25 protein-coding genes are annotated in these 24,752 nt (G+C 47.8%); 18 read left to right on the plus strand and 7 right to left on the minus strand.

Going from position 1 to position 24,752, the window contains the following annotated elements:
- Positions 1-41 precede the first annotated feature (41 nt).
- A complete protein-coding gene (tadA, locus tag NC980_RS00745) occupies positions 42-542 on the minus strand; it encodes a tRNA adenosine(34) deaminase TadA (RefSeq protein WP_190378585.1) in 501 nt (166 codons plus the stop codon).
- Between the two features lie 106 nt (positions 543-648).
- On the opposite strand from tadA, the gene NC980_RS00750 reads away from it, so the two are divergent.
- From NC980_RS00750 to NC980_RS00770, 5 genes are all read left to right on the plus strand, one after another.
- Positions 649-2,220: a serine/threonine-protein kinase gene (locus tag NC980_RS00750; protein WP_190378884.1), complete on the plus strand. Its 1,572-nt coding sequence runs from the start codon at positions 649-651 to the stop codon at positions 2,218-2,220.
- Positions 2,221-2,258: 38 nt separating this feature from the next.
- Positions 2,259-2,597, plus strand: a complete 339-nt coding sequence (locus NC980_RS00755; protein WP_190378586.1) for a hypothetical protein — start codon at positions 2,259-2,261, stop codon at positions 2,595-2,597.
- Between the two features lie 69 nt (positions 2,598-2,666).
- Entirely contained in the window at positions 2,667-3,017 is a 351-nt protein-coding gene (locus tag NC980_RS00760) for a YtxH domain-containing protein (protein ID WP_190378885.1), read from the plus strand.
- An 11-nt stretch (positions 3,018-3,028) separates the two neighbouring features.
- Entirely contained in the window at positions 3,029-3,586 is a 558-nt protein-coding gene (locus tag NC980_RS00765) for a DUF948 domain-containing protein (RefSeq protein WP_190378587.1), read from the plus strand.
- A gap of 158 nt (positions 3,587-3,744) precedes the next feature.
- Positions 3,745-4,548 carry a TPM domain-containing protein gene (locus tag NC980_RS00770; RefSeq protein WP_190378886.1) on the plus strand — a complete coding sequence of 268 codons (804 nt, stop codon included), beginning with the start codon at positions 3,745-3,747 and terminating at the stop codon, positions 4,546-4,548.
- Positions 4,549-4,658: 110 nt separating this feature from the next.
- Here NC980_RS00770 and NC980_RS00775 read toward each other — a convergent pair whose 3' ends face one another.
- From NC980_RS00775 to NC980_RS00795, 5 genes are all read right to left on the minus strand, one after another.
- Entirely contained in the window at positions 4,659-6,203 is a 1,545-nt protein-coding gene (locus tag NC980_RS00775; protein ID WP_190378588.1) for a TAXI family TRAP transporter solute-binding subunit, read from the minus strand.
- Between the two features lie 70 nt (positions 6,204-6,273).
- Positions 6,274-6,573, minus strand: a complete 300-nt coding sequence (locus tag NC980_RS00780; RefSeq protein ID WP_190378589.1) for a hypothetical protein — start codon at positions 6,571-6,573, stop codon at positions 6,274-6,276.
- Positions 6,574-6,707: 134 nt separating this feature from the next.
- Entirely contained in the window at positions 6,708-6,965 is a 258-nt protein-coding gene (locus NC980_RS00785) for a hypothetical protein (protein ID WP_190378590.1), read from the minus strand.
- Between the two features lie 135 nt (positions 6,966-7,100).
- Positions 7,101-7,565, minus strand: a complete 465-nt coding sequence (locus tag NC980_RS00790) for a tryptophan-rich sensory protein (RefSeq protein ID WP_190378887.1) — start codon at positions 7,563-7,565, stop codon at positions 7,101-7,103.
- 84 nt (positions 7,566-7,649) lie between these two features.
- Positions 7,650-9,578 carry an amino acid transporter gene (locus NC980_RS00795; protein WP_190378591.1) on the minus strand — a complete coding sequence of 643 codons (1,929 nt, stop codon included), beginning with the start codon at positions 9,576-9,578 and terminating at the stop codon, positions 7,650-7,652.
- 334 nt (positions 9,579-9,912) lie between these two features.
- Here NC980_RS00795 and NC980_RS00800 point away from each other — a divergent pair, with 334 nt between their 5' ends.
- The 9 genes from NC980_RS00800 to ispD all read left to right on the plus strand — a co-directional run bounded on the left by NC980_RS00800 (position 9,913) and on the right by ispD (position 19,571).
- A complete protein-coding gene (locus tag NC980_RS00800; protein WP_190378592.1) occupies positions 9,913-11,160 on the plus strand; it encodes a dicarboxylate/amino acid:cation symporter in 1,248 nt (415 codons plus the stop codon).
- 183 nt (positions 11,161-11,343) lie between these two features.
- Positions 11,344-12,345, plus strand: a complete 1,002-nt coding sequence (locus tag NC980_RS00805) for a glycosyltransferase family 9 protein (protein WP_190378593.1) — start codon at positions 11,344-11,346, stop codon at positions 12,343-12,345.
- On the plus strand, positions 12,335-12,766 hold the full coding sequence (locus NC980_RS00810; RefSeq protein ID WP_190378594.1) for a hypothetical protein: 432 nt from the start codon (positions 12,335-12,337) through the stop codon (positions 12,764-12,766). The genes NC980_RS00805 and NC980_RS00810 overlap by 11 nt, the downstream gene beginning before the upstream one ends.
- Positions 12,763-14,037, plus strand: coding sequence for a helix-turn-helix domain-containing protein (locus tag NC980_RS00815; protein WP_347272873.1), 1,275 nt, complete (start codon positions 12,763-12,765; stop codon positions 14,035-14,037). The genes NC980_RS00810 and NC980_RS00815 overlap by 4 nt, the downstream gene beginning before the upstream one ends.
- A gap of 90 nt (positions 14,038-14,127) precedes the next feature.
- Positions 14,128-15,096, plus strand: coding sequence for a glycosyltransferase (locus tag NC980_RS00820; protein WP_190378595.1), 969 nt, complete (start codon positions 14,128-14,130; stop codon positions 15,094-15,096).
- Positions 15,093-16,982: a glycosyltransferase gene (locus NC980_RS00825; RefSeq protein ID WP_190378596.1), complete on the plus strand. Its 1,890-nt coding sequence runs from the start codon at positions 15,093-15,095 to the stop codon at positions 16,980-16,982. Before NC980_RS00820 ends, NC980_RS00825 begins: the two co-directional genes overlap by 4 nt.
- Before the next feature lie 343 nt (positions 16,983-17,325).
- Positions 17,326-18,051: an SDR family oxidoreductase gene (locus tag NC980_RS00830; protein ID WP_190378597.1), complete on the plus strand. Its 726-nt coding sequence runs from the start codon at positions 17,326-17,328 to the stop codon at positions 18,049-18,051.
- Positions 18,052-18,090: 39 nt separating this feature from the next.
- On the plus strand, positions 18,091-18,855 hold the full coding sequence (locus NC980_RS00835) for a pentapeptide repeat-containing protein (protein WP_190378598.1): 765 nt from the start codon (positions 18,091-18,093) through the stop codon (positions 18,853-18,855).
- A 35-nt stretch (positions 18,856-18,890) separates the two neighbouring features.
- On the plus strand, positions 18,891-19,571 hold the full coding sequence (ispD, locus tag NC980_RS00840) for a 2-C-methyl-D-erythritol 4-phosphate cytidylyltransferase (protein ID WP_190378599.1): 681 nt from the start codon (positions 18,891-18,893) through the stop codon (positions 19,569-19,571).
- Here the strand turns inward: ispD and NC980_RS00845 are convergent.
- A complete protein-coding gene (locus tag NC980_RS00845) occupies positions 19,568-20,137 on the minus strand; it encodes a Uma2 family endonuclease (protein ID WP_190378600.1) in 570 nt (189 codons plus the stop codon). The genes ispD and NC980_RS00845 overlap by 4 nt on opposite strands.
- 123 nt (positions 20,138-20,260) lie before the next feature.
- Between NC980_RS00845 and NC980_RS00850 the strand changes: the two genes are divergently transcribed.
- The 4 genes from NC980_RS00850 to NC980_RS00865 all read left to right on the plus strand — a co-directional run bounded on the left by NC980_RS00850 (position 20,261) and on the right by NC980_RS00865 (position 24,749).
- Entirely contained in the window at positions 20,261-22,036 is a 1,776-nt protein-coding gene (locus tag NC980_RS00850) for an autotransporter domain-containing protein (protein WP_190378601.1), read from the plus strand.
- 306 nt (positions 22,037-22,342) lie between these two features.
- Positions 22,343-24,127, plus strand: coding sequence for an ABC transporter substrate-binding protein (locus tag NC980_RS00855; protein ID WP_190378602.1), 1,785 nt, complete (start codon positions 22,343-22,345; stop codon positions 24,125-24,127).
- A 3-nt stretch (positions 24,128-24,130) separates the two neighbouring features.
- The gene (locus tag NC980_RS00860; RefSeq protein WP_242027121.1) at positions 24,131-24,373 is read left to right on the plus strand and encodes a DUF2281 domain-containing protein; all 243 of its coding nucleotides are present in this window, start codon (positions 24,131-24,133) and stop codon (positions 24,371-24,373) included.
- Complete coding sequence (locus NC980_RS00865; protein ID WP_190378603.1) at positions 24,360-24,749, plus strand: PIN domain-containing protein; 390 nt, start codon at positions 24,360-24,362, stop codon at positions 24,747-24,749. The genes NC980_RS00860 and NC980_RS00865 overlap by 14 nt, the downstream gene beginning before the upstream one ends.
- Positions 24,750-24,752 lie beyond the last annotated feature (3 nt).

The following is a 24,752-nucleotide window of genomic DNA, read 5'->3' on the forward strand; positions in this document are numbered from 1 at the left end:
CGATTGAGATCAGTCTCGAACCGCAGTCTGTCGGATTCGCATTAATCTTTACGCTCACGCCGTTGTCGAAACCATTGCTGCAATTGATCCCGGCAAGGCATTTCTAAAATCCCACCGAATACTGTTAATCGATGATTCGATGCCGCGCTATCCGGCAAATTCAACACTGTCCGAATCGCGCCAGCTTTCGGATCATCGGCTCCATAAACAAGCATTCCTAATCGCGCTAAGACGATCGCACCCGCACACATCGGGCAGGGTTCCAGCGTTACGTACAGCGTACAGTCGTTTAAATGCCAAGACTGTAAAGCTTGCCCCGCTTGTCGCAGCGCCAACACTTCTGCATGAGCCGTCGGATCGCGATCGCGTTCTCGGCGGTTCTCAGCCTCCGCAATAATCGTGCTAGATCGAACCACGATAGCACCAACCGGAACTTCTCCCGCATCTCCGGCTTGCTGTGCCAATTCGAGCGCTCGCCGCATCCAATCGCAGTGCGTGGAATAGTCAGCGCTATTGATCCCACTTGGGTACCCAGAAACCATGAACTTTATTGAGGCTTTTAGGGAATACTCTACCTGATTGCCTTGGAGATTCTTGCAGCTCTGGGCAGTTCAGGGTCAAACATTCTGTAGCGCGATCGATGTCCTCATGAGCTATTGCTTAAATCCAGTCTGTTCTAATCCCGAAAATCTGGCGAACGTTGAGCGGTGTCAAGCTTGTGGTGTTTCTCTGCTGTTGCGCGATCGGTATCGGGTGTTTCACGCGCTGGGTCAAGGTGGCTTTGGTGCAACATTTCTAGCTAGGGATGAATCGCTTCCCGGTCAGCCTCATTGTGTGATTAAACAACTCCGTCCCACCGCAACGGCTCCTCATGTCATGCAAATGGCGCGAGATCTGTTTGAACGAGAAGCCCAGACGCTGGGACGAATTGGCAACCATCCACAAGTGCCACGCTTGCTGGATTATTTTGAGGCAAACCAGGAATTTTATCTAGTTCAAGAGTATATTAGTGGATCGACGCTGCAACAGGAAATCAAACGATCGGGCGCGTTCAGTGAAGCTGGAGTCAAACAGTTTCTCAGTGAAATCCTACCGATCATGCAGTACGTGCATAGCCATCAAGTGATTCACCGGGACATCAAGCCTGCAAATCTGATTCGCCGATCGCAAGACTGCAAGCTTGTGCTAATTGACTTTGGAGCCGTGAAAAATCAGGTTAACTCGATTTCCACAAGCTTGTCAGATCAAACTGCTTTAACCGCTTACGCCATTGGGACACCAGGGTTTGCCCCACCAGAGCAAATGGCGATGCGTCCAGTGTATGCCAGTGACTTGTATGCACTCGGAGTCACCTGCATTTATCTCTTATCTGGGAAATCTCCTAAAGATCTAGACTACGATCCCACAACAGGCGAACTCCTTTGGCAAAGGCAAGTTCACGTCAGCGAACACTTTGCAGGGGTCTTAAAGAAAATGCTGGAAGTGCCCGTGCGACATCGGTTTCAGTCGGCTAACGAAATTCTCCGAGCGCTGGACTTAGAACCATATCTTGACAGTTTAGCGAACAGCATGAATAGCGTCACCGCCCGATCGACCCTGCCGAAACGCGAACCCGATTCCCAGCCAAGCTCTCCCGCCGCTCGCGCAGCAATGGCAATTCGTGCTAGGAATACGCGAGACTCAACTCACACCCAAACCGGAGCCGCCCGAAATCGGATGATGGCAGCCCGTTCTCGTGATTCGGGCGGACGCACTAGCGGCATGACCGAGGGCAGAATCAATCAGGCCACAAAACTGGATGCTATCACTCTCGCTAATTTGTATACCAAAGGAAAACGCGATTTTGCTTCTGTAGATCTGTGCGCTGTCGTCGCTCCAAAAATTAATCTAGCCGGTGCAGTCTTTCACCAATCGAATCTCAAGCAAATTAACTTACAAGGCGCAAACTTATTCAACGCAGATTTTGGGCGAGCCAACTTAAGCCGCGCAAATTTACGTGATACCAATATGGCGCAGTCTTATCTGAGCAATGCGGATTTACAAGGGGCAGATTTGCGGGGAGCCGATCTCACCCAGGCCTATTTGCTCAATGCCAATCTCCGGGGAGCGAACCTCTGTGGCGCGAATCTCACAGGCGCGAAAATTACTGAAGAACAGTTAACCACCGCAAAAATGAATTGGCTAACCGTCAGACCCAACGGAAAACGCGGAATTTTGTAAAGACATGGCTATTATTAAGATAAATTCTCGATCGCACCATGTTAATCGCCGTTATTGCTCTGAATCTTTCACTGGCACTTTACGGGTTCTACCTGACCTGGCAAATGCGGAACCTGCGCCGGACATTTTCTCAAGCCGCAGATGCCCTGATTCTTGCAGAACAGAATACACACAATCTACTCAGCGGCGCACCTGAAGGAATTGAGCGACGAGAACTCACTGTTCGCCAGCTTCGTCAGAACTATCGACAACTCCAGCCAAAACTCCAGCAAGCTCAGAAAGCAGTGGCACTTCTCGGCATGGGACGATCGATGTTCTTGAGTCCCAGGCTCCCCCAACGCTTAAGAAAATCTGCTACAAAACGAATGAGCCGCTAGATCGCTCTCTTCGTCTGGCAAAATGGGGGTACGGTGTGATCGAAATACTAGCAAGGGGAAAAGCCGAGCATTATGTCTAATCGGTCTGGATCATTTTTAGGTGGCATGATTATCGGAGCGGCGATGGGAACGATCGCAGGCTTACTGATGGCACCGCGCACTGGGCGAGAAACCCGACAACTGATCAAAAAATCAGCCAATGCCCTACCTGAACTTGCGGAAGATCTTTCCACCAGTGTCCAACTTCAGGCAGATCGATTTTCTGAGACAGCTTTGCGAAACTGGGATGGTACCCTGACTCGATTGAAAGAAGCGATCTCGGCGGGTCTCGAAGCGACTCAGCGTGAGCATCAACTCCTTGATCGTGAAACTGAATCAGGGACTGACCCAAATTCTCCGGTACGCGATCGTTTGCGATAGGCGAGTGAAGTGTGGCTGATCCTATTTTTTGGTTAGGTTTATCGATTTTATTGGTGGCGATCAGTTTGACCGCACTGCTGACGGTTGCAATCCCAGCGTTTAACGAGATGGGACGTGCTGCCCGTAGTGCGGAAAAGCTATTTGATACGCTGAATCGCGAACTGCCGCCAACGCTGGAGGCGCTGCGAATTACGGGTCTGGAAGTCACCGATCTCACTGATGACGTGACGCAGGGCGTTCAGAGTGCAACCCAAGTGGTGAAACAGGTCGATCAGAGCATTACTGGAGTAAAACAGCAGGTTCAAAAAGCGCAAACGACAAGTCGAAGCGTGCTTGTGGGTGTGAAAGCGGCATGGCGCACCTTGACCCAGCCGAACAAATCGCGGCGATCGTCCCGGTTGGCAACAGGTTCAGATCCACGATCGTTTTTTCGTCCTACTGCTTATCGCGACCCTTTTGACGGCAATCATTACGAAGATTCTTTAAGCGCAGACCCGCATCATAAGCGCCAAAGTGAGAATTTACCGAATGAGCGATCAGACGTGCAGCCCACTGAACCTCCAAGATAATCGGTGCAGCGTAAGCCAGAGTAGTCTAATTTCTCAGGGATCGCGATCCTATATTAGAATTAGTTAAACAAATGTAAACAAAAATGAACGTTAATCCCTGAACGTCTCATTTTACGATCGCTTCTATGTTCTTTAGTCATAAAACTGTGAAACTGCCCATGCACACTCTTCGAGTCCGCCGTCTGTTACAAGGACTGATGGCGCTGATGGTTGTTCTCTCTGTATGGACGATCGCACCCGCGGCTCAGGCTTATAACAATCCTGATCTGTTGCCCGATCATCCGACTAATGTGATTGATCTCGCGAACGAATTGACGACGATCCAGGAAGAGACGCTCTCTGAAGATTTAACCAATTTTGAGGCGAAGACGGGCTGGAAACTGCGCGTTCTGACTCAGAGCGATCGCACTCCCGGAACTGCGGTAAAACAATTTTGGGGCTTGGACGATAAAAGCGTTTTGCTTGTGGCTGATCCCCGTGGTGGGAATTTATTAAATTTCAGCGTTGGTGATGACCTGTATCCGCTACTGTCTCGGACATTCTGGATCGAGCTGCAAACCCGATTTGGCAACCAGTTTTTTGTGAGAGATAACGGCGGGGATCAGGCAATTTTGCAGGCGTTAGAGTCGGTGAAAGGATGCTTGTTGCAGGGTGGCTGTAGCGTGGTTCCGGGATTACCGCGTGAGCAGTGGTTATTGACGTTAATCACATCTACAGTCGGTGGATTGGTGTTTGGCTTTGCGGCACAGCCTCGTAAAGAAGGGCAGATTTTTGCTTGGCAGTGGGCGCTGATTTTCTCGCCGCTGTGGGGCATTTTGTTTTTGGCGTTCGGTGTTGGCCCAGTCGTGACTCGCACTTCGGAATGGCTCCCTCTGTTTCGCAATGTGGCAGGATTTGCGATCGGAGCGCTAGTTGCATTTCTAGCTCCATCTTTTGCGCGATCGTCCACCTCAGAAACCTAAACATTCAGAACACAAGCAATTCTCCATTAGAGGATCGTAGCGACATGACTGATCGCGTCGCTACGATTATGTAACGAACTGGCGATCTCCTACGATTCTTTAAGTTTGAATTAGACCGGGGTTGATGAACCCTCCGATCGCTCTTCCAAGCTTGGGCTAGCCATTTCAGGCAGAATAGCAGTTCCGCTCAAAGTCATCACAGACAGTAAAGTTAGCTCCATTAGCTCGATGTATGCCTGAACTTCAACTTGGTCAGTAATCAACATCTCGCGGTATTGCTGCTTGAGATAGCCTAATTTCTGTAGGGCGGCTTGTGGATCGGTTTGCAGCGAGGCTTGCCAGTCATCTAAGACCAGTAGTGTGTTCAGAACAAACTGTTTTCGCTGCTGCTCTAGGATAGTGCGGCATTGAACCGCGAAAGTTTGCGTTTTGTGCTGTACTTGCTCATAGACATCCGACGTAATCGAACCGTCGATGAACATCAAGCGGTGTTCCTGGCTCAGATCCTCAATGCCCTCTAGAGCTTGCTGAGGGTTGTGCGGAAGAAACTGCTTCAGTTCGTTGGTGCGAGTGATGGTAGCCAGGAGGAACTTTTTGCTGCGATCGCGTCTCCATCGCTGAATAATTAATCCAATCCCGCTCGTGCCAAATAGAATCACAAGTCCTGCCTGGAGGTCACTATTGGCTTCGAGATATCGCAGCCACGCATTGCGCGGATCAGCATTTTCAGCATAGACATTCTGAGCGCCGGGGTGGACGTAGAGCAAGTTTCTCTGCAACAGCGATCGCGCTTCCCCGGTTTGCAAATCGGGATAAAAGAGCGAAAACCGGCGGGAATTGTATAGAATCGCCCAGGTGAGTAAGCCAACCGTTTCGGTGCTGACATCGGGGCGAGTCACCAGAACAGTTGCAGTGGCGAGAGTAGAAATATCGCGGCTGGGAATCACAGGGCGCGGATTGTACACACCCTGCGGGATCGTTGTGGACTGATACGCACCCGGATCGCGATTGGTGAGGTAGTTGATGCGCTCAGGCTCGATCGACACCAGTTGCAGCGAGGAATTTGCAATTAACTCCTGTCGTAGTCGTTCGCTTGCACCCAGCGTTCCTACATAGAATCCAGCATCAAGCTGACGGATGCTGAGCTTACGAAAGGTTTCATCAAAGCTAGAGCTGTCTTTCTGAAGCTTGAGGTTGAAGGCTCGAATGAGATATTCCGAGGTGTAACGGATGCCGCTGCCTGAAGAGCCAACTCCGACCCGCTTGTTGTTCAAGTCGGAGAACGATCGAATTTTGGCATCTTTGGAGGCGATGATGTGAATCGGCTCATTTGCCAAAATTGCCACGGCTTGAACTTTCCCTTGGCTCATGGCATCGCTGACGACATCAAGCTGCACTAAGGCGAAGTCTACCTGACGATCGAGTAAACGCCTCAGGTTCTCGATCGAGCCTTGAGATTCGCGGTTTTCGACCTTGAGCTGTACGGTGTGATGAGTTACGGAGCGAATTTGCTCTGCCAATCGACTGTAATAGCCCTGGCTGGTTCCACTCGAAAGCGCAACTTGTTTAGACGATCGAGCGCAACCGGAGGTCAGCAATGTGACTCCAACGGCACAACCCATCATTAGCTTCGATAAGAACTGCAGTTTTAGCATTGTTTCGATCGAGAAAGGAACGCTCAGACCTGTCTTTTAATCATGTCTGATTTCATCATCCCTGAAACCGTCACCGCGGATACAGTGATAATTTTTGTTTGGATGAATTCGGTTCAAGCTGTTTCGGTTTTCCTTTCCGTAAAGCAAGACTAACCAACGATAGGGTCTTTAAAAGACTGACATCCTGTCGAACCAAAACGCCATACGAGGGAGATTGTAAGTTAATCCAAATCACAAATCGAGTCGCAGGCAGAGTGACTACGATTGGGATTTTTGCTTCAGCGAGTACCCATGCCATTTGGTACGCCTGAAGACGGTATCTCAGATCAAATTGGTAAGCTGCGCCATAGAGAGTATTGGCATACCGCATTCCTTCTCGAATTTGATCTTGGAAAAAGAAGGAAAATTTGTCGATCGTAGATTCCCGCAGAATAGGAGGGTACTGGTTGGGTGCAGTGTCCTTGATCTCAAAGCCAAGAGTCTGAAAAATGCGGCGCTTGATCTCTACTTGATCTCTATGAGTGCGGTTGCATTGGCTGGGTTTTGTTCAAGCTGCTGGTAAAGCTTTGTTAGCAGCTCAAGCTCTTGAATTCTCAAGCTGCGGTTCCCAGGAGCGAGTGGCAAATTTTGCACAATGCGATCGAGATTGTCGTCACTCAGATTGAAGCAATTTGAAGTGGAAACAAGCGATCGATCGAGGTATTCAAGATTTTGCCTGAGAAATTTACGAATGTGATATTGAGCGATCGGAGAAAGAGACATAACCGTAGACGAGAATGGACTTGCGATTGAGCAACTTCTATTTCAGAATGCCCCATATAAGTCGCTTAAGAGCGTCAGCGTTTTAACGGAAGTCTCCAACGAAGGTGCACTTGTGGGAAGGGCGAAATTAATTTGTTAGATCGCTTCGGGATTGAAATCGATTAGCTCACGGGTCGCATAGGTTCCGATCGGACTCCAGAGCAAATAAGGCACAAGAAACAGGGCAGCAAGCGGGGAAATCGGCAACACCGAGAGCGCTAAGACAAAACCCAAAACCCCACCAAAGCCTCCGATTACCGTTCCGATCGCTAAGCTGCGAAGTCTTAACGTCAGCGGAATATAAGCAACAGTCACGACCTCCACAAGCAGATAGAAGCCCATAATCAACCAGGTTTTGAGGCTGCCTGGATCGGCTCTCCACACAAGCAGCGCCGAGATTGCACCACAGGTAAAAATCACAGTCCAAATCACTGGAATTACAGGTTCAACGATCGCTAGCCAGCGTGGAAGATTCAGCCGTTTCACCCAGCGAATGTCCTCTTTGGGGTGAAACAGAAAGCTTCCAAACGATACCAATATCGTTACGATCGCAATGATCATCCAGGGTTTCAATGAACTGCTCCTAACTCTGCATTTTGAACATAGCGAGATTGCTACAAGCGCAACCTGTATCCCCAGGCAGAACTATCCGCCGACGTGGATACGGGGACGGCGCTGCGGAATTCTTTCAGCTTTTCGCAAGACTTCGCGAGTTAAAACTGCGATATCTCCTTCACCCAGTAGAATAAACCGCATCAAATATTGAATCGGATTGCCTTCGACCCAGCCAAAGTAAACATGAGGAAGCCGACCCGTTTCATCTCGAATGGCTAAGGCAATGGCTGCGATCGCATTCGGTACAGCAGCACTCCTGGCTCTCAAGATGCGATAGTTTCCAACCTGCACTCCTTGGACTTGAATGGTATGAGCAAATTGTGACGCATCTGAAATCTGGATTTCTAGAAACAGAATGGTTTCATTCGGTGGAATGTGAGTATCTTCGCGTACCTCTTGTTCTTTGAGAAAATACTCTCGTTCATCCCCTATACTGATCCGATTTGCAATCAATCGCACTGCATGATGATTTTCTTGAGCGAGAAATTGACGCGCAACTTCATCAAACTCAAGGTGCTCAGCCCGAAGCTCAGTCGATCGCCAAACTCGCGAAATCATCGACGTGACAATGATCGCTCCGATAAACAGCGAGGCAATCCGAATTCCTTCAGGTCGCTCGATAATATTGACGATCGTAGTGTAGATAAACACTAAGGTAATAATGCCGAATGTGAGCGTTCTGGAAAGCTTGCCTCGATTGCGCGTTGAGAGTGTGACCGCGATCGCGGCTGAACTCATTAGCACTAACACACCTGTAGCATAAGCTCCCCCCTGTGCCTCAACATTCGCCTTGAAAATGATGGTTACGACAAAGGCAACAAAGGTGTAAATCAGCACTAAAGGACGAATCATTAATGTCCAACTGGGAGCCATTCCATAGCGAGGTAGATAGCGCGGCACAATGTTTAACAATCCTGCCATTGCAGAAGCACCCGCAAACCAGAGAATCGCGATCGTGCTTAGGTCGTAAACAGTTCCAAACGCATTTCCTAGATATAGGTGTGCTAGATATGCCAGTGCGCGTCCGTTTGCTTTTCCGCCTGCTTGGAACTCTGCCGCTGGAATTAATAGTGTTGTAACAAGACTACTGGTCATGAGGAAAAAGCTCATAATTATTGCAGCAGTTCCCAACAACTTATGAGTATTGCGAATTCGCCCTTTGGGGGCTTGTTCGGTATCAGTTTGCCGTCCTCGTACTAGCGGCATCACAGCAACCCCGGTTTCAAATCCAGACAGTCCTAGTGCTAACTTAGGAAACAGTAGTGCGGCAACTCCTACAATTAGCAATGGATTAGATTGTTGTGCAAACAGTGCTTGTTGCCAGTTTGCCACAGCTGATAAGTTATTCAATATTTGATAAGCGCCTACACCAATGGTGATCAAATTCAGAAACAAATAGACACTGACTAAAAAGACAGCAATGCCGATCGCTTCTTGGAAACCCCTAAGAAAAACAGCTCCCAACAGAGCAACTAATATCAACGTAATCGTAACGCTTTGCCCGTGCAGAAATTCTGGAACAAACGGATTTTCAATAATGTGAGCCGTGGCATCCGCAGCAGAAAGGGTAATCGTAATAATAAAATCAGTGGCAACAAAGCCCAGCAAACATAGCACAAACAATTTGCCTTGCCATCCCGGTAGAAGCTTTTCGAGCATTGCGATCGAACCTTCTCCATTCGGACTGATACTGGCAACGCGACGATAGATAGGAAGCGCTCCAAAAAGCGTTAATAGCACTAGAATCAGTGTTGCGATCGGAGATAAGGCTCCGGCGGCGAGTGCTGCAATTCCTGGCTGATAGCCTAGGGTCGAAAAGTAATCCACCCCAGTTAGACACATCACTTGCCACCAAGGTTTTCTCACATGATGCTTTTCTGCTTCGCTGCGATTAGTATCTAGCAACCATTCGGCGAACTGCTGTCGATATTGTTTTGGTGGAACAATTGGTCCGACCATGAACATTACTCCTAAAGTCTAGCAAGCCTAGTTCAGTTATGCAGAAGCATGATCGCTGAACAGCAGCCTTAATTTGTCAAAAATTTGTCAAAATTAAAGGTTACATATTATTAGGGTGAAGGTACCTATCTAAGGTCGAGGACTGTAGCGTTAGAGGCTCTACGGGCTAGCCAGATGAAAGTATAGAGGATTTTAGCTGTAGAGCGACAAATTCTTTGACCCCGTTGAAGAATTCGTTTGAAAAAATATAAAGACGGGAATAAGGGGAGCGATTGGAAGAACTGAAGCGATCGACAGTGCTACAGTGAGTCCTGACGGTTGAAGAGTCAAGACTATGAGCTTATCGACGCTGATTTTGGTGGCAATGGCGGTGGGAATCGGGTTTGGGGCGGTGCTGCATGATTTCTTTCCGACAGTGATCCTGCCGCTCGATCTCTATTTGCTCAGTCCAACTGGAACGGCATTTTTGCGGTTGATTCAGTTTGTGGTCGTGCCGATCGTTTTTTCATCGCTGATTTTAGGCTTGACTCGGATTCAGAATGCGGCACAGGTTGGGCGGTATGCGGTAAAGCTGATTGTGAGCTATTGCTTAACGAGTGGGATTGCTGTGGCGTTGGGATTGATCATAGCGGTTGTTGTTAAGCCTGGAGTTGGAGTGTCGGTTTCAACTGATGTGCAAATTAGTGCGATCGCTCAACAACAATCACTAATCGATTGGTTAGTAAGCTTGATTCCAACGAACCCAATTGAAGCACTCAGCACAGGTAATTTACTACAAGTGATTTTCTCATCTGCGTTGATTGGCGTTGCAATTCAGCTTGTGGGTGAAAAGGCAGCAAGCTTTGTTAGCTTTGTTGAAAGTTGCTATGTCATTAGTGAAAAAATTCTGTCGATCGTGCTTTATGTTGCACCGATTGGTGTTTTTGCCTTAGTTAGCTCAGTTATTGCAACCGAAGGGCTACAGCTAATCGTGAAGTTATTTACCTATGTCTTTTCGCTCTTTGTTTCGACATTGATCATGATTACTTTCTATGTCTTGATTCTTGCGATACTGAAAGCCAAACCGATTAAACTGCTTCAAAGTCTTGTTCCAGCATTGTCCTTAGCGTTTGGCACTGCAAGTTCTAATGCTGCACTGCCTGTCGTGCTGAAGAATGTTCAGGAAGATTATGGACTGCGTGAGGACATTGCTAGCTTTGCAGTCCCCTTAGGAACAGCATTAAAGCGAGATGGATCAGCGATTTTGCAAGGTTTTAATGCGGTGTTTATTGCTCAAATGTTTGATATTTCTTTGACTCCTTCATTGTTGCTTGCGATCGTACTCAGCACCTTCTTAGTTTCGTTCAGCACTCCGGGTGTTCCTGGTTCTGGAATCATCATGATGACGACTGTTCTAACTGCATCAGGATTACCCGTGGAAGGAGTGGCGATTGTGGCGGGAATCGATCGCTTAACTGATGGCTTCAAAACAGTGCTTAACATCATTGGCAATGTTTCAAATGCAGTCATTCTGAATGCCTGGGAAGATGCGGCCGCTCCTCAGCCTACTGATGTCACGGATGATGTCAGGGAGCTTACCTAATCGCACTTCAAGTTGGTAGGTCAGCTTTAAACGAAGTGGGCTTTTGACCCACTTTTTTATGATCTCTATCTTGGGTCGGGCTGATCTTCTACTGTCTTCTATCTATGTGGGGACGACATAATTTAGCTAGAACCCCTACTCTACTTCAAGACGTAGCAGGTAGACGGATAGTAGGTAGACAGTGTGAGTGAGGCGATTTCAACAGCAGAAAGAATTGCGATCGTTCGGGCATTACCAGGATTGGGGGACTTCCTGTGTGCAGTGCCAGCCCTACGCGCTCTGAGAGTCGCTTATCCTCAAGCAAAGGTGACGCTGATTGGTTTGCCCGGTTCACAGGGATTAGCGGAGCGATTTGAGCAGTACATTGATAAGTTTGTAGTGCTGCCTGGTTATCCTGGTCTGCCAGAGCAGTCTGTTGATTTATCCGCTTTGCCAGCTTTTTTTGCAGAAATGCGATCGCGCAAGTTTGATCTCGCAATTCAGATGCATGGAAGCGGCGTTGTGACGAATCCGCTAACACTGGAACTCGGTGCAGGGCGAACGATCGGATTCTTCCAATCCAGTCAAGTTTGTCCCGATCCCGCCTCGTTTTTGCCGTTCGTCGAAACGGAGCATGAAATTTTGAGGTATTTGCGCTTGCTTGATTTTGTAGGAATCCCAGCGTCAAACGCGCAGATGGAATTTCCGATCGGAGAGAACGATCGCCAAGAGAGACAAGCTTTATTGCAACTGTATGATCTACAGCGCTATGTCTGTATTCATGCCGGGGCAAGTGTTTCTTCGCGCTGTTGGTCAGGAGATCGGTTCGCAGCGATCGCAGAGCATCTCGCCCAGAAGGGATGGCAGGTAGTATTGACCGGAAGCGATGCGGAACGGGAATTAACTGAGGCGATCGCACAATTGATCAAGGCTCCGACGATCAATCTAGCAGGACGAACCAGCTTGGGGACGTTGGCGGCAGTGCTAGAAAACTGTCGATTGTTGGTGTGCAATGATACGGGAGTTTCACATCTTGCGGCGGCGCTCAAGGTTCCAAGCGTGGTGATCTTTAGTGGGTCTGATCCGCAGCGATGGTCGCCTTTGGATCGCCAGCGCCATCGATCGATTGTGCCTCCTGCTTCGGTTAGCACGGTCTTGGAGCAGGTTGAAGCTCTATTACAGCAGGAGGCACTCTATGTTGCCTGAGAAGGTATTGGTGATTCAGACTGGCAATCATCCAGATGGATTGCGATCGGGAATTAAGCAGGTGCGATCGCAGTTTCCAAGTTCGCAGATTGTTGTGCTGTGTGCGGCTCGGCTGAGTCAAGTGGCACTCTCAATTGCTCAAGTGAATCAGGTCTTAGTACATTCTGCTATCTCTGAAACAAGCTTGTCTGATGTTCCAGAGCGATTACTGAATTTGATTGAACTGCTGAAAGTTGAGCAATTTGATGCTGCGATCGTCTTACCCGATGGGAATCGATCTCCTTATCCGGCTGCTTATGCTTGTTATCTTGCAGGAATTCCGGTGCGAGGCGGAGTGTCTTGTGAGTTTGGAGGCGGAGTGTTATCGGCGTGTAAAGCGAGTATTGAGGAGATGCTAAATACTCTTCGGGAGGCAGCGTGACACGAGAAGGAGCTGCGCTAATTCGGTTTAAGCGAGTTGCTCAAGTGATTGTTCAGCAGATCCAAGAGGTGCTGAATGCACGAGTGTTTGTAGTGGACGATCGAGCGATTGTGGTCGTAAGTACCGAGAATGAGGCAGTTGGACACTGTTTTGATGCACCGTCGAATTTGAGACTGCCTTTACAGGTCGGATACCAACGAGGCGAATTGATTCTCAGCCATTTAGAGTCTGATGAGATTTCGCTGCGGCTAATGCAAGTTTTAGTAGAGTTAGTGATTGCTCAGGCAATGTCGATCTCAGATCAGCCTTTTCAGCCAGAACTGAAAAACAAGTTTATTCATGATCTGCTGCGTTCTGCGAGCCGGAACGAATCTGAAGTGCTACGAGAAGCGCAGATTTTGGGCTTAGATTTTACTCGTCCGCGGGCTGTGATTTTGATTGACGCGGCTGAATATTTGCTCTCTTGTCCGACTAAGCCGTTTGAAATGTTGGATGCTCAAACTCAACGCAGAATTCAGGTAATTATTGAAAGCATTGTTAAGTTCTTTCATCTCCCTAACGATACAATTTGTGCTTACATTGGCGGGAGTGAGATTGCAGTATTAAAAGCCAGTAGCACTCAAGATCTTAAGGCTTGGGCAGACCAGAAAGACCCCGCCGGAAATCCATCGTGGGCAAATTTAGCCGCCTTAAAACGAGCCAGTACCGCATTGCTGAATCAATTGCGATCGCAAACCGGAACCAATCTCAGCATCGGAATTGGGCGCTATCATCCAGGCATTCAAGGGTTGGCGCGATCGTATCAAGATGCACAGGCGGCATTGTCTTTAGGACATCACTTTTCTGGTGAAAACCAAGTTTATTGTTTAGACGATTTGGGTGTCGCTGCGTTCGTTGGCATTTCAGACGAAAGCACAAAAATTGATTTAGCAAAACATCTTCTCAGCCCGTTAGATCAAGAGCCAGAGCTAATTGATACGCTAGAAGTTTTCTTTGCAGAAAATTGCTATCCGTCTTCTACAGCCGGGAAGTTATCTATCCACAGGAATACTTTAAGTTATCGTCTTGATAAAATTACTTCATTAACGGGACTAAATCCCCGCCTATTTGATGATGCGATCCAGATTCGATTAGCGCTACTGTTGCGCTCTTTTGTTGATTCGCATTCGGAAAGTTTAGCGGTTCGCGATCGTAAGTTGGGCACTTGCACAATCTATGAGCGTACAAACTCATTACATCTTGTGCAAATGCCCAATGTATTCTCTCGTTAAATTTTGCATGATATAAAACAATCATTCAGTATGTTTGTTTTGCGTTGATTGTTCTGCTCCAGGAACGCGCACTTATTTGGAATTTTAGTTATGAAACCTCTTCGGATTCTTACTTGGCACGTCCATGGGAGCTATTTGTATTACCTTGTCCAGTCGCCGCATCAATTCTTTCTGCCTGTGAAACCTGGGTTTCCAGAAGGATACGGCGGTAAGTTAGGTGGATTTGTTTGGGGTGACAATGTGCATAATGTTCCGGCTGAAGAAGTACGGAACTTGGAGTTCGATTGCATCTTGTTCCAATCACGCAAAAACTATCTCGAAGATCAGTACGAGATTCTGTCGGAGCAACAGCGCTCCTTGCCTCGGCTCTATCTGGAACATGATCCACCCCGCGAACATCCAACAGATACACCGCATGTTGTGAATGATCCAAATGTCCTATTAGTTCATGTGACGCACTTTAATGATCTGATGTGGAACAGTGGTGTGACACCGACCTGTGTGATTGAACACGGTGTTATGGTTCCTGAAAATGTGCGCTATCAAGGGCAGATCGATCGCGGCATTGTCGTAGTGAACGGATTACAAGCAAGGGGACGAAGACTCGGAGCTGATATTTTTGAACGAGTGCGATCGCAAGTGCCGTTAGATTTAGTCGGAATGCAGGCGGAAAAGCTCGGTGGACGGGGCGAGATTCCGCACCAACAATTGGCTGAGTTCACGTCACACTATCGATTCTTTTTCAATCCGATTCGCTACACCAGTTTGGGCTTATCGGTCTGTGAAGCCATGATGATCGGAATGCCAATCATTGGGCTTGCGACCACGGAAATGGCAACGGTGATTGAAAACGGAGTGTCTGGTTATGTGGATACGAATGTTGATCGCTTAATTGAGGTGATGCAGCAGTTGCAGAAATCACCCGAAGAAGCTCAGCGATTGAGTCAGGGGGCGCGGAAAGTTGCCGAAGAGCGATTCAATATCGAGCGGTTTAAGCGCGATTGGAATCGGGCATTTGCACAAGTTGTCGATCGTAAACCTACTATGACCCTCGTATGAAACGGATTGCATTAATTAGTGAACACGCTTCGCCGTTTGGGATTCTGGGCGGTGTGGATAGTGGCGGACAAAATGTGTATGTCGGACAGTTAGCGAAGCATTTAGCCAAGCGCGGTTATCAGGTGGATATTTTCACGAGGCGCGATCGGGCGTTGTTGCCGGAGATTGCCAGCTGGAGCGAGGGAGTGCGTTTAATTCATGTTCCCGCAGGTGATCCGGTTGAGATTCGCAAAGAAGATCTATTGCCGCATATGCAGGAATTCACAGCGTATATGCGGCAATTCTGTCAGCATACGCACTATGATCTCGTTCATGCTAACTTCTGGATGTCTGGACTGGTTGCCGCAGAGTTGAAGCGAGTCCTGCAAATTCCGTTTGTGATTACGTTTCATGCGTTGGGGCGGGTGCGTCGATTTCATCAAGGCGGAAACGATGAATTTCCGGATGAGCGGTTTGAAATTGAGGATCGATTGGTGCAGGAAGCCGATCGCATTGTTGCCGAATGTCCTCAAGATGAAACGGATTTGATTGAACTCTATAATGCTGATCCACGCAAAATTACGATCGTGCCTTGTGGCTTTGATTCGTCTGAGTTTTGGTGTTTAGATAAAGCATTGGCGAGAGTTGCTTTAGGGTGGAATCCTGACGATCGCATTGTTTTGCAACTCGGTCGCATGGTTCCGCGTAAAGGGGTTGATACCGCAATTCGGGGATTTGCAAAGTTCTCTGAGAAGACTCCTGCACAGTTGATCATTGTGGGGGGTGAACTGAATGATAGTGATCCGCGCATTGCGAAAGAGGTCGATCGACTGAATGCAATTGCAACGGAGCTAGGAGTCGTCGATCGAGTGCATTTCGTTGGTCGTAAAGGGCGGGAAGTGTTGCGGTACTACTACAGTGCAGCAGATGTGTTCATCACGACCCCCTGGTATGAGCCTTTTGGAATTACACCGCTTGAAGCAATGGCTTGCGGAACTCCAGTAATTGGCTCGAATGTCGGCGGGGTGAAATTCTCAGTTGCAGATGGTGAAACAGGCTATCTTGTGCCACCGAATCAGCCCGATGCGATCGCCGATCGTCTGTCTCATTTGTATGCTCATCCAAGTTTAATGGAAAAGTTCAGCCGCCAAGCAATTCGGCGCGCCAATGATCTGTTTACTTGGCAAAGTGTGGCAGACTCGATGGCGAATTTATATCAGTCTGTGCTGATTGATCAGTCAACCGTGTTAGATTCTGCGGCAGTGATCGATCGGGGATTCAATTCAGTGATTGCAGCCATTCAAGCGGCTCACTCCTGCTTGCAAACTGAAATTACTCAAGCGGCAACCTTGATCACAAATTGCTTTACTCAGAATGGCAAAGTGTTAATCTGTGGCAATGGCGGTAGTGCTTCAGATGCTCAACACTGTGCAGCAGAATTTGTCGGACGATTCAAGATTCCAAATCGGCGGGCGCTGCCTGCGATCGCGCTATCGGCTGATAGTGCATTGTTGACCGCTTGGGCAAATGATGTGGGATACGATCAGGTGTTTTCTCGTCAGATTGAGGCATTTGCACAACCGAATGATTTAGTCATTGGAATTAGCACGAGCGGTCGATCGAAAAACATTCTTGCCGCGTTTGAAACAGCGCAACGTCTGGGAATTCCGAGCATTGGGATTTTAGGCGGCGATGGAGGATACGCTCGATCGCTTTGTGACTTGTCGATCGTTGTTCCTGCGACTGATCCACAACACATTCAGGAAGTGCAAATTGTTGTAATTCATCTGCTCTGCGAATTAGTTGAAGCATGGGTGGTGAATCACGAACAGAAACCGAAGCGACAACGATTAAGGGTACAAAATCGTAAACAAGCTTCGGGACTTCCGTTAACTGTAAATTATTAGGACTGCGATATGCCTATCGCCCTCACCCTAACCCTCTCCTGTAAGAAGCTACTGTGTACACACAAGTTGATTGGATCTGCTATCGCCCAAGTTCTTCGCCCCCTAAATTCTCCGTCAATGGGGGACTTCGTTCCAAAGCTTCCAAATCCAAAGTCCCCCATCAATGGGGGATTTAGGGGGCTGAAGCCGACCGAAACGAAGCGGAAAGAACTTGTGTGTACACGGTAGTCCGCAAGGAGAGGGAAGTCAGCAGCCCAGTTCCCCTTCTCCCTCAGGGAGAAGGGTTGGGGATGAGGGCAACACCGTTAACGCAAAGAACAAACAATTGATGTAGGAGAAAACAATGAGTGATTTAACTGGAAAAGTAGCTCTCGTGACAGGTGGCGCACAAGGATTAGGCGAAGCAATTTGTCGAGTTCTGGCTGCTTCTGGTGTTACTGTCATCGTCGCAGATATTCGAGAAGATCTCGCTGAGAAAGTTGTCTCCGAAATTAGCTCAGAAGGTGGAAAAGCGGCAGCCTTGCGCTTAGATGTTACCGATGAGAATCAAATTCTCTCCAGCATTGACAAAGTGATTGCAGAATATGATCACTTAGATATTCTGATTAACAATGCGGGAATTGATGTTACGGTGTCGATCGAAGAACTCGATGTCAAAGACTGGGATCGGGTTCTTGCTGTGAACCTCCGCGCACCCTTCATTCTGTCGAAAGCGGTGATTACGCACATGAAACAGCGCAAGTCTGGGCATATCGTCAACATTGCTTCGACTGCATCAAAGCGCACGTGGGCGAATGCAACTGCGTATCATGCAAGCAAGTGGGGCTTAGTTGGGTTTAGCCATGCGCTGCACGTTGAAGCACGTCCAGAGCGGGTCAAAGTTACGGCTGTGATTGCAGGCGGAATGCAGACTCCATTTATTCTCGATCGCTTCCCCGATACGCCGCTTGACAAGCTCCAAGACCCCAAAAACGTTGCGGATACCATTCGCTACATTCTCACCCAACCACCGGAAACTGTGATTCCAGAAGTGATGGTAATCCCGATGCAAGAATCGTCTTGGCCTTAATCTAATATTAGAAAGGCACTTCTAACTCTGTTGAACCTTATGCAGAAGATTTCGATCGCGCTTCTCACGCTCACAGGAGTTTTAATCTCCGCGTCTGCCCAAGCTCAAAACTCACAGCAGCTTCAACAGTTGCAATCGACTAAAGAGTGTCGTGGGTGCGATTTGACCAACGTGAATTTGGCAAATACCGATCTGAGCAATGCACGCTTGATCAATTCTTCGCTGTTCGGCAGTAATTTCAGCGGTGCTAATCTGACTGGAGCAAACCTTAGTGGAATTCAGGCAGGTGAATTAGTCGTGAATGCACGATCGAGCGATCGGCGAACGAGCAACTTTACTGGAGCAAATTTCACCAACGCTGATGTCAGTCGGGCTTCGCTCAATCGTGCGATTCTCGATCGTGCGAATTTCACTAATGCTTACTTACTAAACACTGATTTCGGTTCGGCTCGGCTCACGGGTGCAAATTTTCAAGGTGCGACGCTTGGGTCTGCATTTTTTGGGGGTGCAGACTTAAATGGCGCAAATCTAAGCAATCAGCAGCTTGTCAGTGTGTACCTGAGAAATGCCAGACTGGACAATGCTCAGCTTGCAGGCGCACAGTTCAGTTTCTCTGATTTGACCAATGCTGTATTGAAAAATGCGGATTTGCGGGGAGCAACTTTCGTTAGCACTTCGATCAGCAATGTCGATTTCACAGGCGCGCAGCTTGATCCGGCGATCGTGCCGCAACTGTGTCAGCTTGCGAATGGAACAAACACGATTACCAATGTCTCAACTCGTCAAAGTCTCGGCTGTCGCTGATAGACTATGAACTCGGAGTGTTATTGGAATGAATCGTGTATTTATTAATTCCTGCGGCGGGTTCCGGACGAAGAATGGGCAGTGAGCGCAATAAACTGCTGCTCGAACTACTGGAAAAGCCTTTAATTGCTTGGACATTGCTTGCCGCAGAAGCCTCACAAACAATCAAATGGATCGGCATCATCGGGCAATTGATCGATTGGGAAGACTTCAAATCGATCGTTGAGTCGCTGAATCTGACGAAGCCTGTTCAGTTTATTCAAGGGGGTGCAACTCGTCAAGAATCGGTCTACAACGGACTTCAAGCACTCCCGATTGGAGCTGAATCCGTTTTGATTCACGACGGCGCACGCTGTTTAGCCACGCCAGAACTGTTTGATCGTTGTTCTGAAGCATTGCAATCTTGTGATGGATTAATTGCTGCAATTCCGGTCAAAGATACGATCAAAGTTGTGGATGCAACCGGGGCGATTGAAAGTACACCGGATCGATCGCGACTTTGGGCAGCCCAAACTCCTCAAGGATTCTCAGTTTCACTGCTGAAAAAGTGCCATGAACAAGGGCGGCAGAATGGCTGGGAAGTGACGGATGATGCGGCACTATTTGAACAATGTGGATTGTTGGTGCGGATTGTGGAAGGTGAAGAAACGAATTTGAAAGTCACAACACCTGTGGATTTGGCGATCGCAGAATTCATTTTGCGACAGCGTTCTTAAGCCGAAAAAATTTGTGCTGGCGTTAGGTTGAGCATTGGGAAAGTTGAGGAAGAAATGACTCGATCGCCTTGAAACGCTCCGATTTCTTGATAGGCTCCTGCTTCTAATTGCAGCACCGTGACACTCTGAGTTTGAGGATCAACAATCCAATATTCAGGAATCCCTCGATCTTCGTACTGTTCACGCTTTTTGGTGTAGTCCCGCGATCGATTGGTTTCCCCCGGACCGACAATTTCCACCACCAGCAGGGGAGGAGCCATCGATAAAAGGATCGTATTGCGGCGTTTTAACTGCTCGATGTGTTCTTCGCGAAGCACCGTCAGATCAGGAAAGCGGTTCTGGGGTTCACCACGGACTTGTAGCTCTAGTCCATGTCCTCGAATTCTCCGATACCCGATGAGCGGTAATAGCTGTGCAAATAGAAAGTTGGCAATTTCAAAATTTAGTCCTGATTCCGGTGGCAATGCGACTAGCTTCCCATTCCATAACTCGTAAAGCTGATCTGTCCCGTCATCATAGGACAAATATTCTTCAAAACTCGAAAATTTGACTTTTGCTTGAGTCATGAGATTGTCCTCGATCGCTCTCTTCATTCTGACGTGATTTTCAAACAGTAATTACTAATTACAAAATTTCAGCTTCTCTGTTCTACACTCTAGGGTAAGTGTGATGAAGCATCAGAAAGTATTATGAAATGCAAGATTTTTACACTTTCGTTGGCGATCGCGGTTTCTTTACTACCTGTTCGCGTCTCGGCTCAAGCGATTGAAGGATTTACAGTTTTTGGAGATAGCCTTTCAGATAATGGCAATGCGTTCAGAGCCACAAACGGATTATTTCCGCCAAGTCCACCTTATTTCAACGGTCGGTTGAGTAATGGGCCTGTTTGGATTGAAAGCCTTGCTGAAACACTCAACCTAACAACCACAACCACGAATTTTGCATTCGGTGGAGCTTCGAGCGGAACGATAAACACCACGGTTCCATTTTTACCTGGCGTGACGACTCAGGTGAATGGCTTTTTGCAGAATTCACCGAGTATTAGCCCCGATCGTGTGTTTGTCGTTTGGGCAGGCGCAAATGATTATCTTGGTGGTCGTGTTACTGATCCCGCAATTCCACTGGGAAATATTTCTAACATTCTGCAACGCCTGACGGCAGCAGGCACAAGAACTTTGATCGTGCCAAATCTGCCGGATTTAGGCAGAACTCCGGGAGCGAGGACTCCAGAGCGACGTGCGGGACTCACCCAACTGTCGATCGCGCACAATCAAGGCTTAAGAACCTCATTACAAGCCTTAGCGCAAAGTCAGCCAGATGTGAATATCATTCCGCTTGATATTGGCGCATTACTCAATGAAGTGTTCAATGATCCGGCTCGATTTGGCTTTACCAACGTGACTCAGCCCTGTATTCTATCGGGCGCAAATTGCGATCAGTTTCTATTTTGGGATGATATTCATCCAACAACCGCCGCGCATCGAATTGTTTCAGAGTATGCGCTGGACATCTTGACGGCTCCGCAAACGATCGTGCCTCAAGCCGAGATTGCGCTGGGTGTGGCGCGTCGTCCCACTCGCGATCTGGATGGTCGATTATTGACGCTGCGAAATCCAACTCAAAATCCAACCCAAAGACTGGGTGTATTTGTGAACGGAGATTTTAACTTTGGGAATCAGGATGCAAACGATCGCAGTACAGGGTTTGATTTTGATACCAAAGGCGTTACAGTCGGAGCAGATTATCGCGTCACAGATGATCTAGCACTGGGATTAGCATTCAATTATGCAAGCAGCAATAGTGACTTAAACAACAATCGTGGCAGAGTTGAGATTGATAGTTATTCGCTATCTGCCTATGGAAGTTATGAGCGCGATCGGTTTTATGCAGATGCAGTGATTAACTATGGCTGGAATGACTTTGAAATCGATCGGAAAATTAATGCGACAGGTTTCCGCTCTGCAACTGCAAAGACTAACGGTAATCAATTCTCGGTTCGTTTGAACACAGGGTATAACTTTGGAAGAGATCAGCTCTCTGTCGGGCCGATGATTGGTGTTCGATATACCAGAGTTAACATTGATGGCTACACAGAGCGAAACGGCAGTATTCTGAATTTGAATGTGGCTGATCAAACAGCAGATTCTGTAATTTTGAATGTTGGAGCACAGCTTTCGTATGATTTCCGTTCTCCTGCTGCAACGGTAACGCCGTTTATTGCGGCAAACTATGAGCATGAATTTGCCAACGGAAGTCGCGAAATTGTCACCGAGCTTGTCGGTCAACCCGGAATCCCCAATCGCACCAGAACGGGTGAACCCGATCGAGATTTTATTCGATTGAGCGCAGGAGTCCAAACTCAGTTTGCGAATAATTTGTCGATCGGAGTTGGATACGAAACAATTTTAGGCAAGCGGGATGTCAGCGATCATTTTGTTCAAGCCCGAATTCGCTATCAGTTTTGACATCCGGGGTGGGCTGACGTTCTGCGGTGAAGAGTCCACAATTCTTAGCGATTCTTATACCGAATTAAACATAGAATGCGACAGATCATACTCAAAGTCCCCCAGAATGGGGGATTTAGGGGGCGAGAGTCTGTCGCATCCACAAATCAATCTGGTATTAGCGATCGCACGTTTCTACTCCAAATTGGGATAGAGCATTGCTGCCAGATTGATATTCAGGTTGATAATCTCCCAGAAATCTCCCAGAAATCGCGCAAAAGGTGTAGAAAGGATAGAATCACTCTCTGAAAGATGCGCGATCGACGTATGAAATTTTCCGCTCCGACAGGTTTCTGGCGATTCTGGACATTCGCAATGGCGGCGTTCTGCCTTGTGTTGACTGTCACGGCTTGCAATCCTCAAGGATATAAGACACAAGCAGCGCGAGTTCCACAAATGGTCGATAGCATTCTGAGCGATCCCAAGTCGTTCAACTATGCGCTGATTAACGAAGATCCAAACGTTGCGGGTCTGATGTATGTCGGATTAGTGACCGAAAATGCTTTAACCGACAAGCTAGAGCCAGAATTAGCCGAGAAATGGGAGCTTTCCCCGGATAAAAAGAAAGTGACCTTTACGCTGCGAGAGGGCTTGAAGTGGTCGGATGGCGCACCTTTAACGGCGGATGATGTCGTGTTTACGTTTCGCGATATTTTCTTGAATCCCAAAGTTCCGACTGATATTCAAGATGTGCTACGGATTGGTAAAGAGCGGCAATTGCCCACCGTGCGGAAGATCGACGATCGCAGAGTCGAATTCACGACCCCAGAACCGTTTGCTCCATTTCTACGGGTGACGGGTGGACTCGGAATTTTGCCAAAACACATCTTAGCGGAAACGATCGCGAAAACGGGTAGAGACGGCAATCCGTTGTTTCTCTCGACTTGGGGAACGGATACCGATCCGAAAAAGATTGTTACGAACGGTCAGTATACGATCGATCAATATGTCGCCACTCAGCGAATCATCTTTAAGCGCAATCCTTACTACTGGCGCAAAGATGCTCAAGCCAATCAACAACCGTATATTGAGCGGATTGTTTGGAGCGTGGTCGAAAACCAGAATACCGAGCTTTTACAGTTTCGATCGGGTGGGTTAGATATCTCTGAACCGATTCGGGCAGAAGATTATCCAATTCTGAAAAAAGAGGAAAAGCGCGGTAGCTTTACAGCTTACATTGGTGGCACTCGACCGATTACCACGTTTATGGCGTTTAACCTGAATCAAGGACGCAGAAACGGTCGTCCTGTGGTTGATCCGGTGAAGTCGAAGTGGTTTAACAATCCGAAGTTTCGGCAGGCAATCGCGTATGGTATCGATCGCGAGCGCATGAACACCAACATCTATCGCGGTTTGGGTGTGTTAATCAATTCTCAAATTCTAGAAACGAGTCCGTACTATCTCAAACCCGAAGAAGGATTAAAATCTTACAACTTTGATCAAACAAAATCGAAGCACCTGCTAAAAGAAGCCGGATTTAAACTCAATTCTCGCGGTCAATTGACTGATGCAGAAGGAAATGCGGTGCGATTTACCTTGATCACGAATGCTGGAAATACGGTTCGAGAAGCAATGGTGGCTCAGATTAAGCAGGATTTGAGTCAGTTAGGAATTCAGGTTGATATCAATCCGATTAACTTTGGAGTGTTAATCGATAAGCTAGATAACACTCAAGACTGGGAAGCGTATTTGCTTGCAATGGGTGGCAGTAAAGAGCCAAACAGTGGGGCGAATGTGTGGTTGCCGGATAGTCGATCGCATAGTTTTAATCAGTCTGCGTCTCCTGGAAAACCCCCGCTCGAAGGTCGGGTTGTGGCAGATTGGGAAGCAGAAATCGGACGGCTCTACATTGAAGGTGCAAGAGAGTTAGACGAAGCGAAGCGTAAACAGATTTACGGTCAGATCCAGAAAATTTCTCAGGAGTATTTGCCTTGGATTCCGTTGGTGAATGCAAGAGTGATGGCAGTGGTTCGCAACAGCATTGAGGGTGTACAGTATCCTGAGAGCGGCGGCGCATTGTGGAACCTCCACGAACTTAGAGTTGAGGATTAATGGATGATGAAAGTGGCAGATAAGATTTACGAATTGGTGAAGACGCTGCCAGAGGAGCAAGCCAGCCAGGTGCTTATGTTTGTTGAGTCTTTGCAGCAAGCTACTAGAGTACAAGTAGAGGGTCAAACAATGGCGCGACAGTCAGAAACACCTCTTTCTGATTTCGTCGGAATTCTGAAAGACTCACCCAACTTTAATCAAGATCCAGTAGCACTACAAAGAAAGCTGCGCGATGAGTGGGATTAGATTTCTCCTAGATACTAATTACATCATCGGTTTGGTAAAGCAGCAAGCAGCAGTGACCCAGGAAATAATCGATCGTGCGATCGTGGTTCAGGCTTGCGCTTATAGTGCTATCACGCGAATTGAACTGCTCGGATTTCCAGATATCACACCGCAAGAGGTGGAAGGGATTGAGCGCATCTTAGCTCCAATGTACTATGCTGCACTAACTAGAGAGATAGAAGATTGTACGATCGTTGTTCGCCGTCAATATTGCTTAAAAACACCGGATGCCATTATTGCTGCAACCGCCAAATGCCTCAAGCTAGAACTGCTCACGCTCGATCAGCAATTAATTAAACGAATGCAGAAAATCGAAGTGAGTGATCTTGAAGGATGAGAA

Origin of the sequence: Leptolyngbya sp. AS-A5 (assembly GCF_039962495.1) — a bacterium.
GTDB lineage: Bacteria > Cyanobacteriota > Cyanobacteriia > Leptolyngbyales > Leptolyngbyaceae > Leptolyngbya.

What these genes read in the sequence shown, in the direction of transcription:
- NC980_RS00795 (WP_190378591.1), bottom strand. Translation starts at nt 9,578, where the DNA reads ATGGTCGGACCAATTGTTCCACCAAAACAATATCGACAGCAGTTCGCC.
- NC980_RS00850 (WP_190378601.1), top strand. Translation starts at nt 20,261, where the DNA reads ATGAAATGCAAGATTTTTACACTTTCGTTGGCGATCGCGGTTTCTTTA.
- NC980_RS00865 (WP_190378603.1), top strand. Translation starts at nt 24,360, where the DNA reads ATGAGTGGGATTAGATTTCTCCTAGATACTAATTACATCATCGGTTTG.
- NC980_RS00770 (WP_190378886.1), top strand. Translation starts at nt 3,745, where the DNA reads ATGCACACTCTTCGAGTCCGCCGTCTGTTACAAGGACTGATGGCGCTG.
- NC980_RS00820 (WP_190378595.1), top strand. Translation starts at nt 14,128, where the DNA reads ATGAAACCTCTTCGGATTCTTACTTGGCACGTCCATGGGAGCTATTTG.
- NC980_RS00790 (WP_190378887.1), bottom strand. Translation starts at nt 7,565, where the DNA reads ATGATCATTGCGATCGTAACGATATTGGTATCGTTTGGAAGCTTTCTG.
- NC980_RS00800 (WP_190378592.1), top strand. Translation starts at nt 9,913, where the DNA reads ATGAGCTTATCGACGCTGATTTTGGTGGCAATGGCGGTGGGAATCGGG.
- NC980_RS00785 (WP_190378590.1), bottom strand. Translation starts at nt 6,965, where the DNA reads ATGTCTCTTTCTCCGATCGCTCAATATCACATTCGTAAATTTCTCAGG.
- NC980_RS00835 (WP_190378598.1), top strand. Translation starts at nt 18,091, where the DNA reads ATGCAGAAGATTTCGATCGCGCTTCTCACGCTCACAGGAGTTTTAATC.
- NC980_RS00830 (WP_190378597.1), top strand. Translation starts at nt 17,326, where the DNA reads ATGAGTGATTTAACTGGAAAAGTAGCTCTCGTGACAGGTGGCGCACAA.
- NC980_RS00860 (WP_242027121.1), top strand. Translation starts at nt 24,131, where the DNA reads ATGATGAAAGTGGCAGATAAGATTTACGAATTGGTGAAGACGCTGCCA.
- tadA (WP_190378585.1), bottom strand. Translation starts at nt 542, where the DNA reads ATGGTTTCTGGGTACCCAAGTGGGATCAATAGCGCTGACTATTCCACG.
- NC980_RS00755 (WP_190378586.1), top strand. Translation starts at nt 2,259, where the DNA reads ATGTTAATCGCCGTTATTGCTCTGAATCTTTCACTGGCACTTTACGGG.
- NC980_RS00845 (WP_190378600.1), bottom strand. Translation starts at nt 20,137, where the DNA reads ATGACTCAAGCAAAAGTCAAATTTTCGAGTTTTGAAGAATATTTGTCC.
- NC980_RS00810 (WP_190378594.1), top strand. Translation starts at nt 12,335, where the DNA reads ATGTTGCCTGAGAAGGTATTGGTGATTCAGACTGGCAATCATCCAGAT.
- NC980_RS00825 (WP_190378596.1), top strand. Translation starts at nt 15,093, where the DNA reads ATGAAACGGATTGCATTAATTAGTGAACACGCTTCGCCGTTTGGGATT.
- NC980_RS00780 (WP_190378589.1), bottom strand. Translation starts at nt 6,573, where the DNA reads ATGCGGTATGCCAATACTCTCTATGGCGCAGCTTACCAATTTGATCTG.
- NC980_RS00775 (WP_190378588.1), bottom strand. Translation starts at nt 6,203, where the DNA reads ATGCTAAAACTGCAGTTCTTATCGAAGCTAATGATGGGTTGTGCCGTT.
- NC980_RS00855 (WP_190378602.1), top strand. Translation starts at nt 22,343, where the DNA reads ATGAAATTTTCCGCTCCGACAGGTTTCTGGCGATTCTGGACATTCGCA.
- NC980_RS00750 (WP_190378884.1), top strand. Translation starts at nt 649, where the DNA reads ATGAGCTATTGCTTAAATCCAGTCTGTTCTAATCCCGAAAATCTGGCG.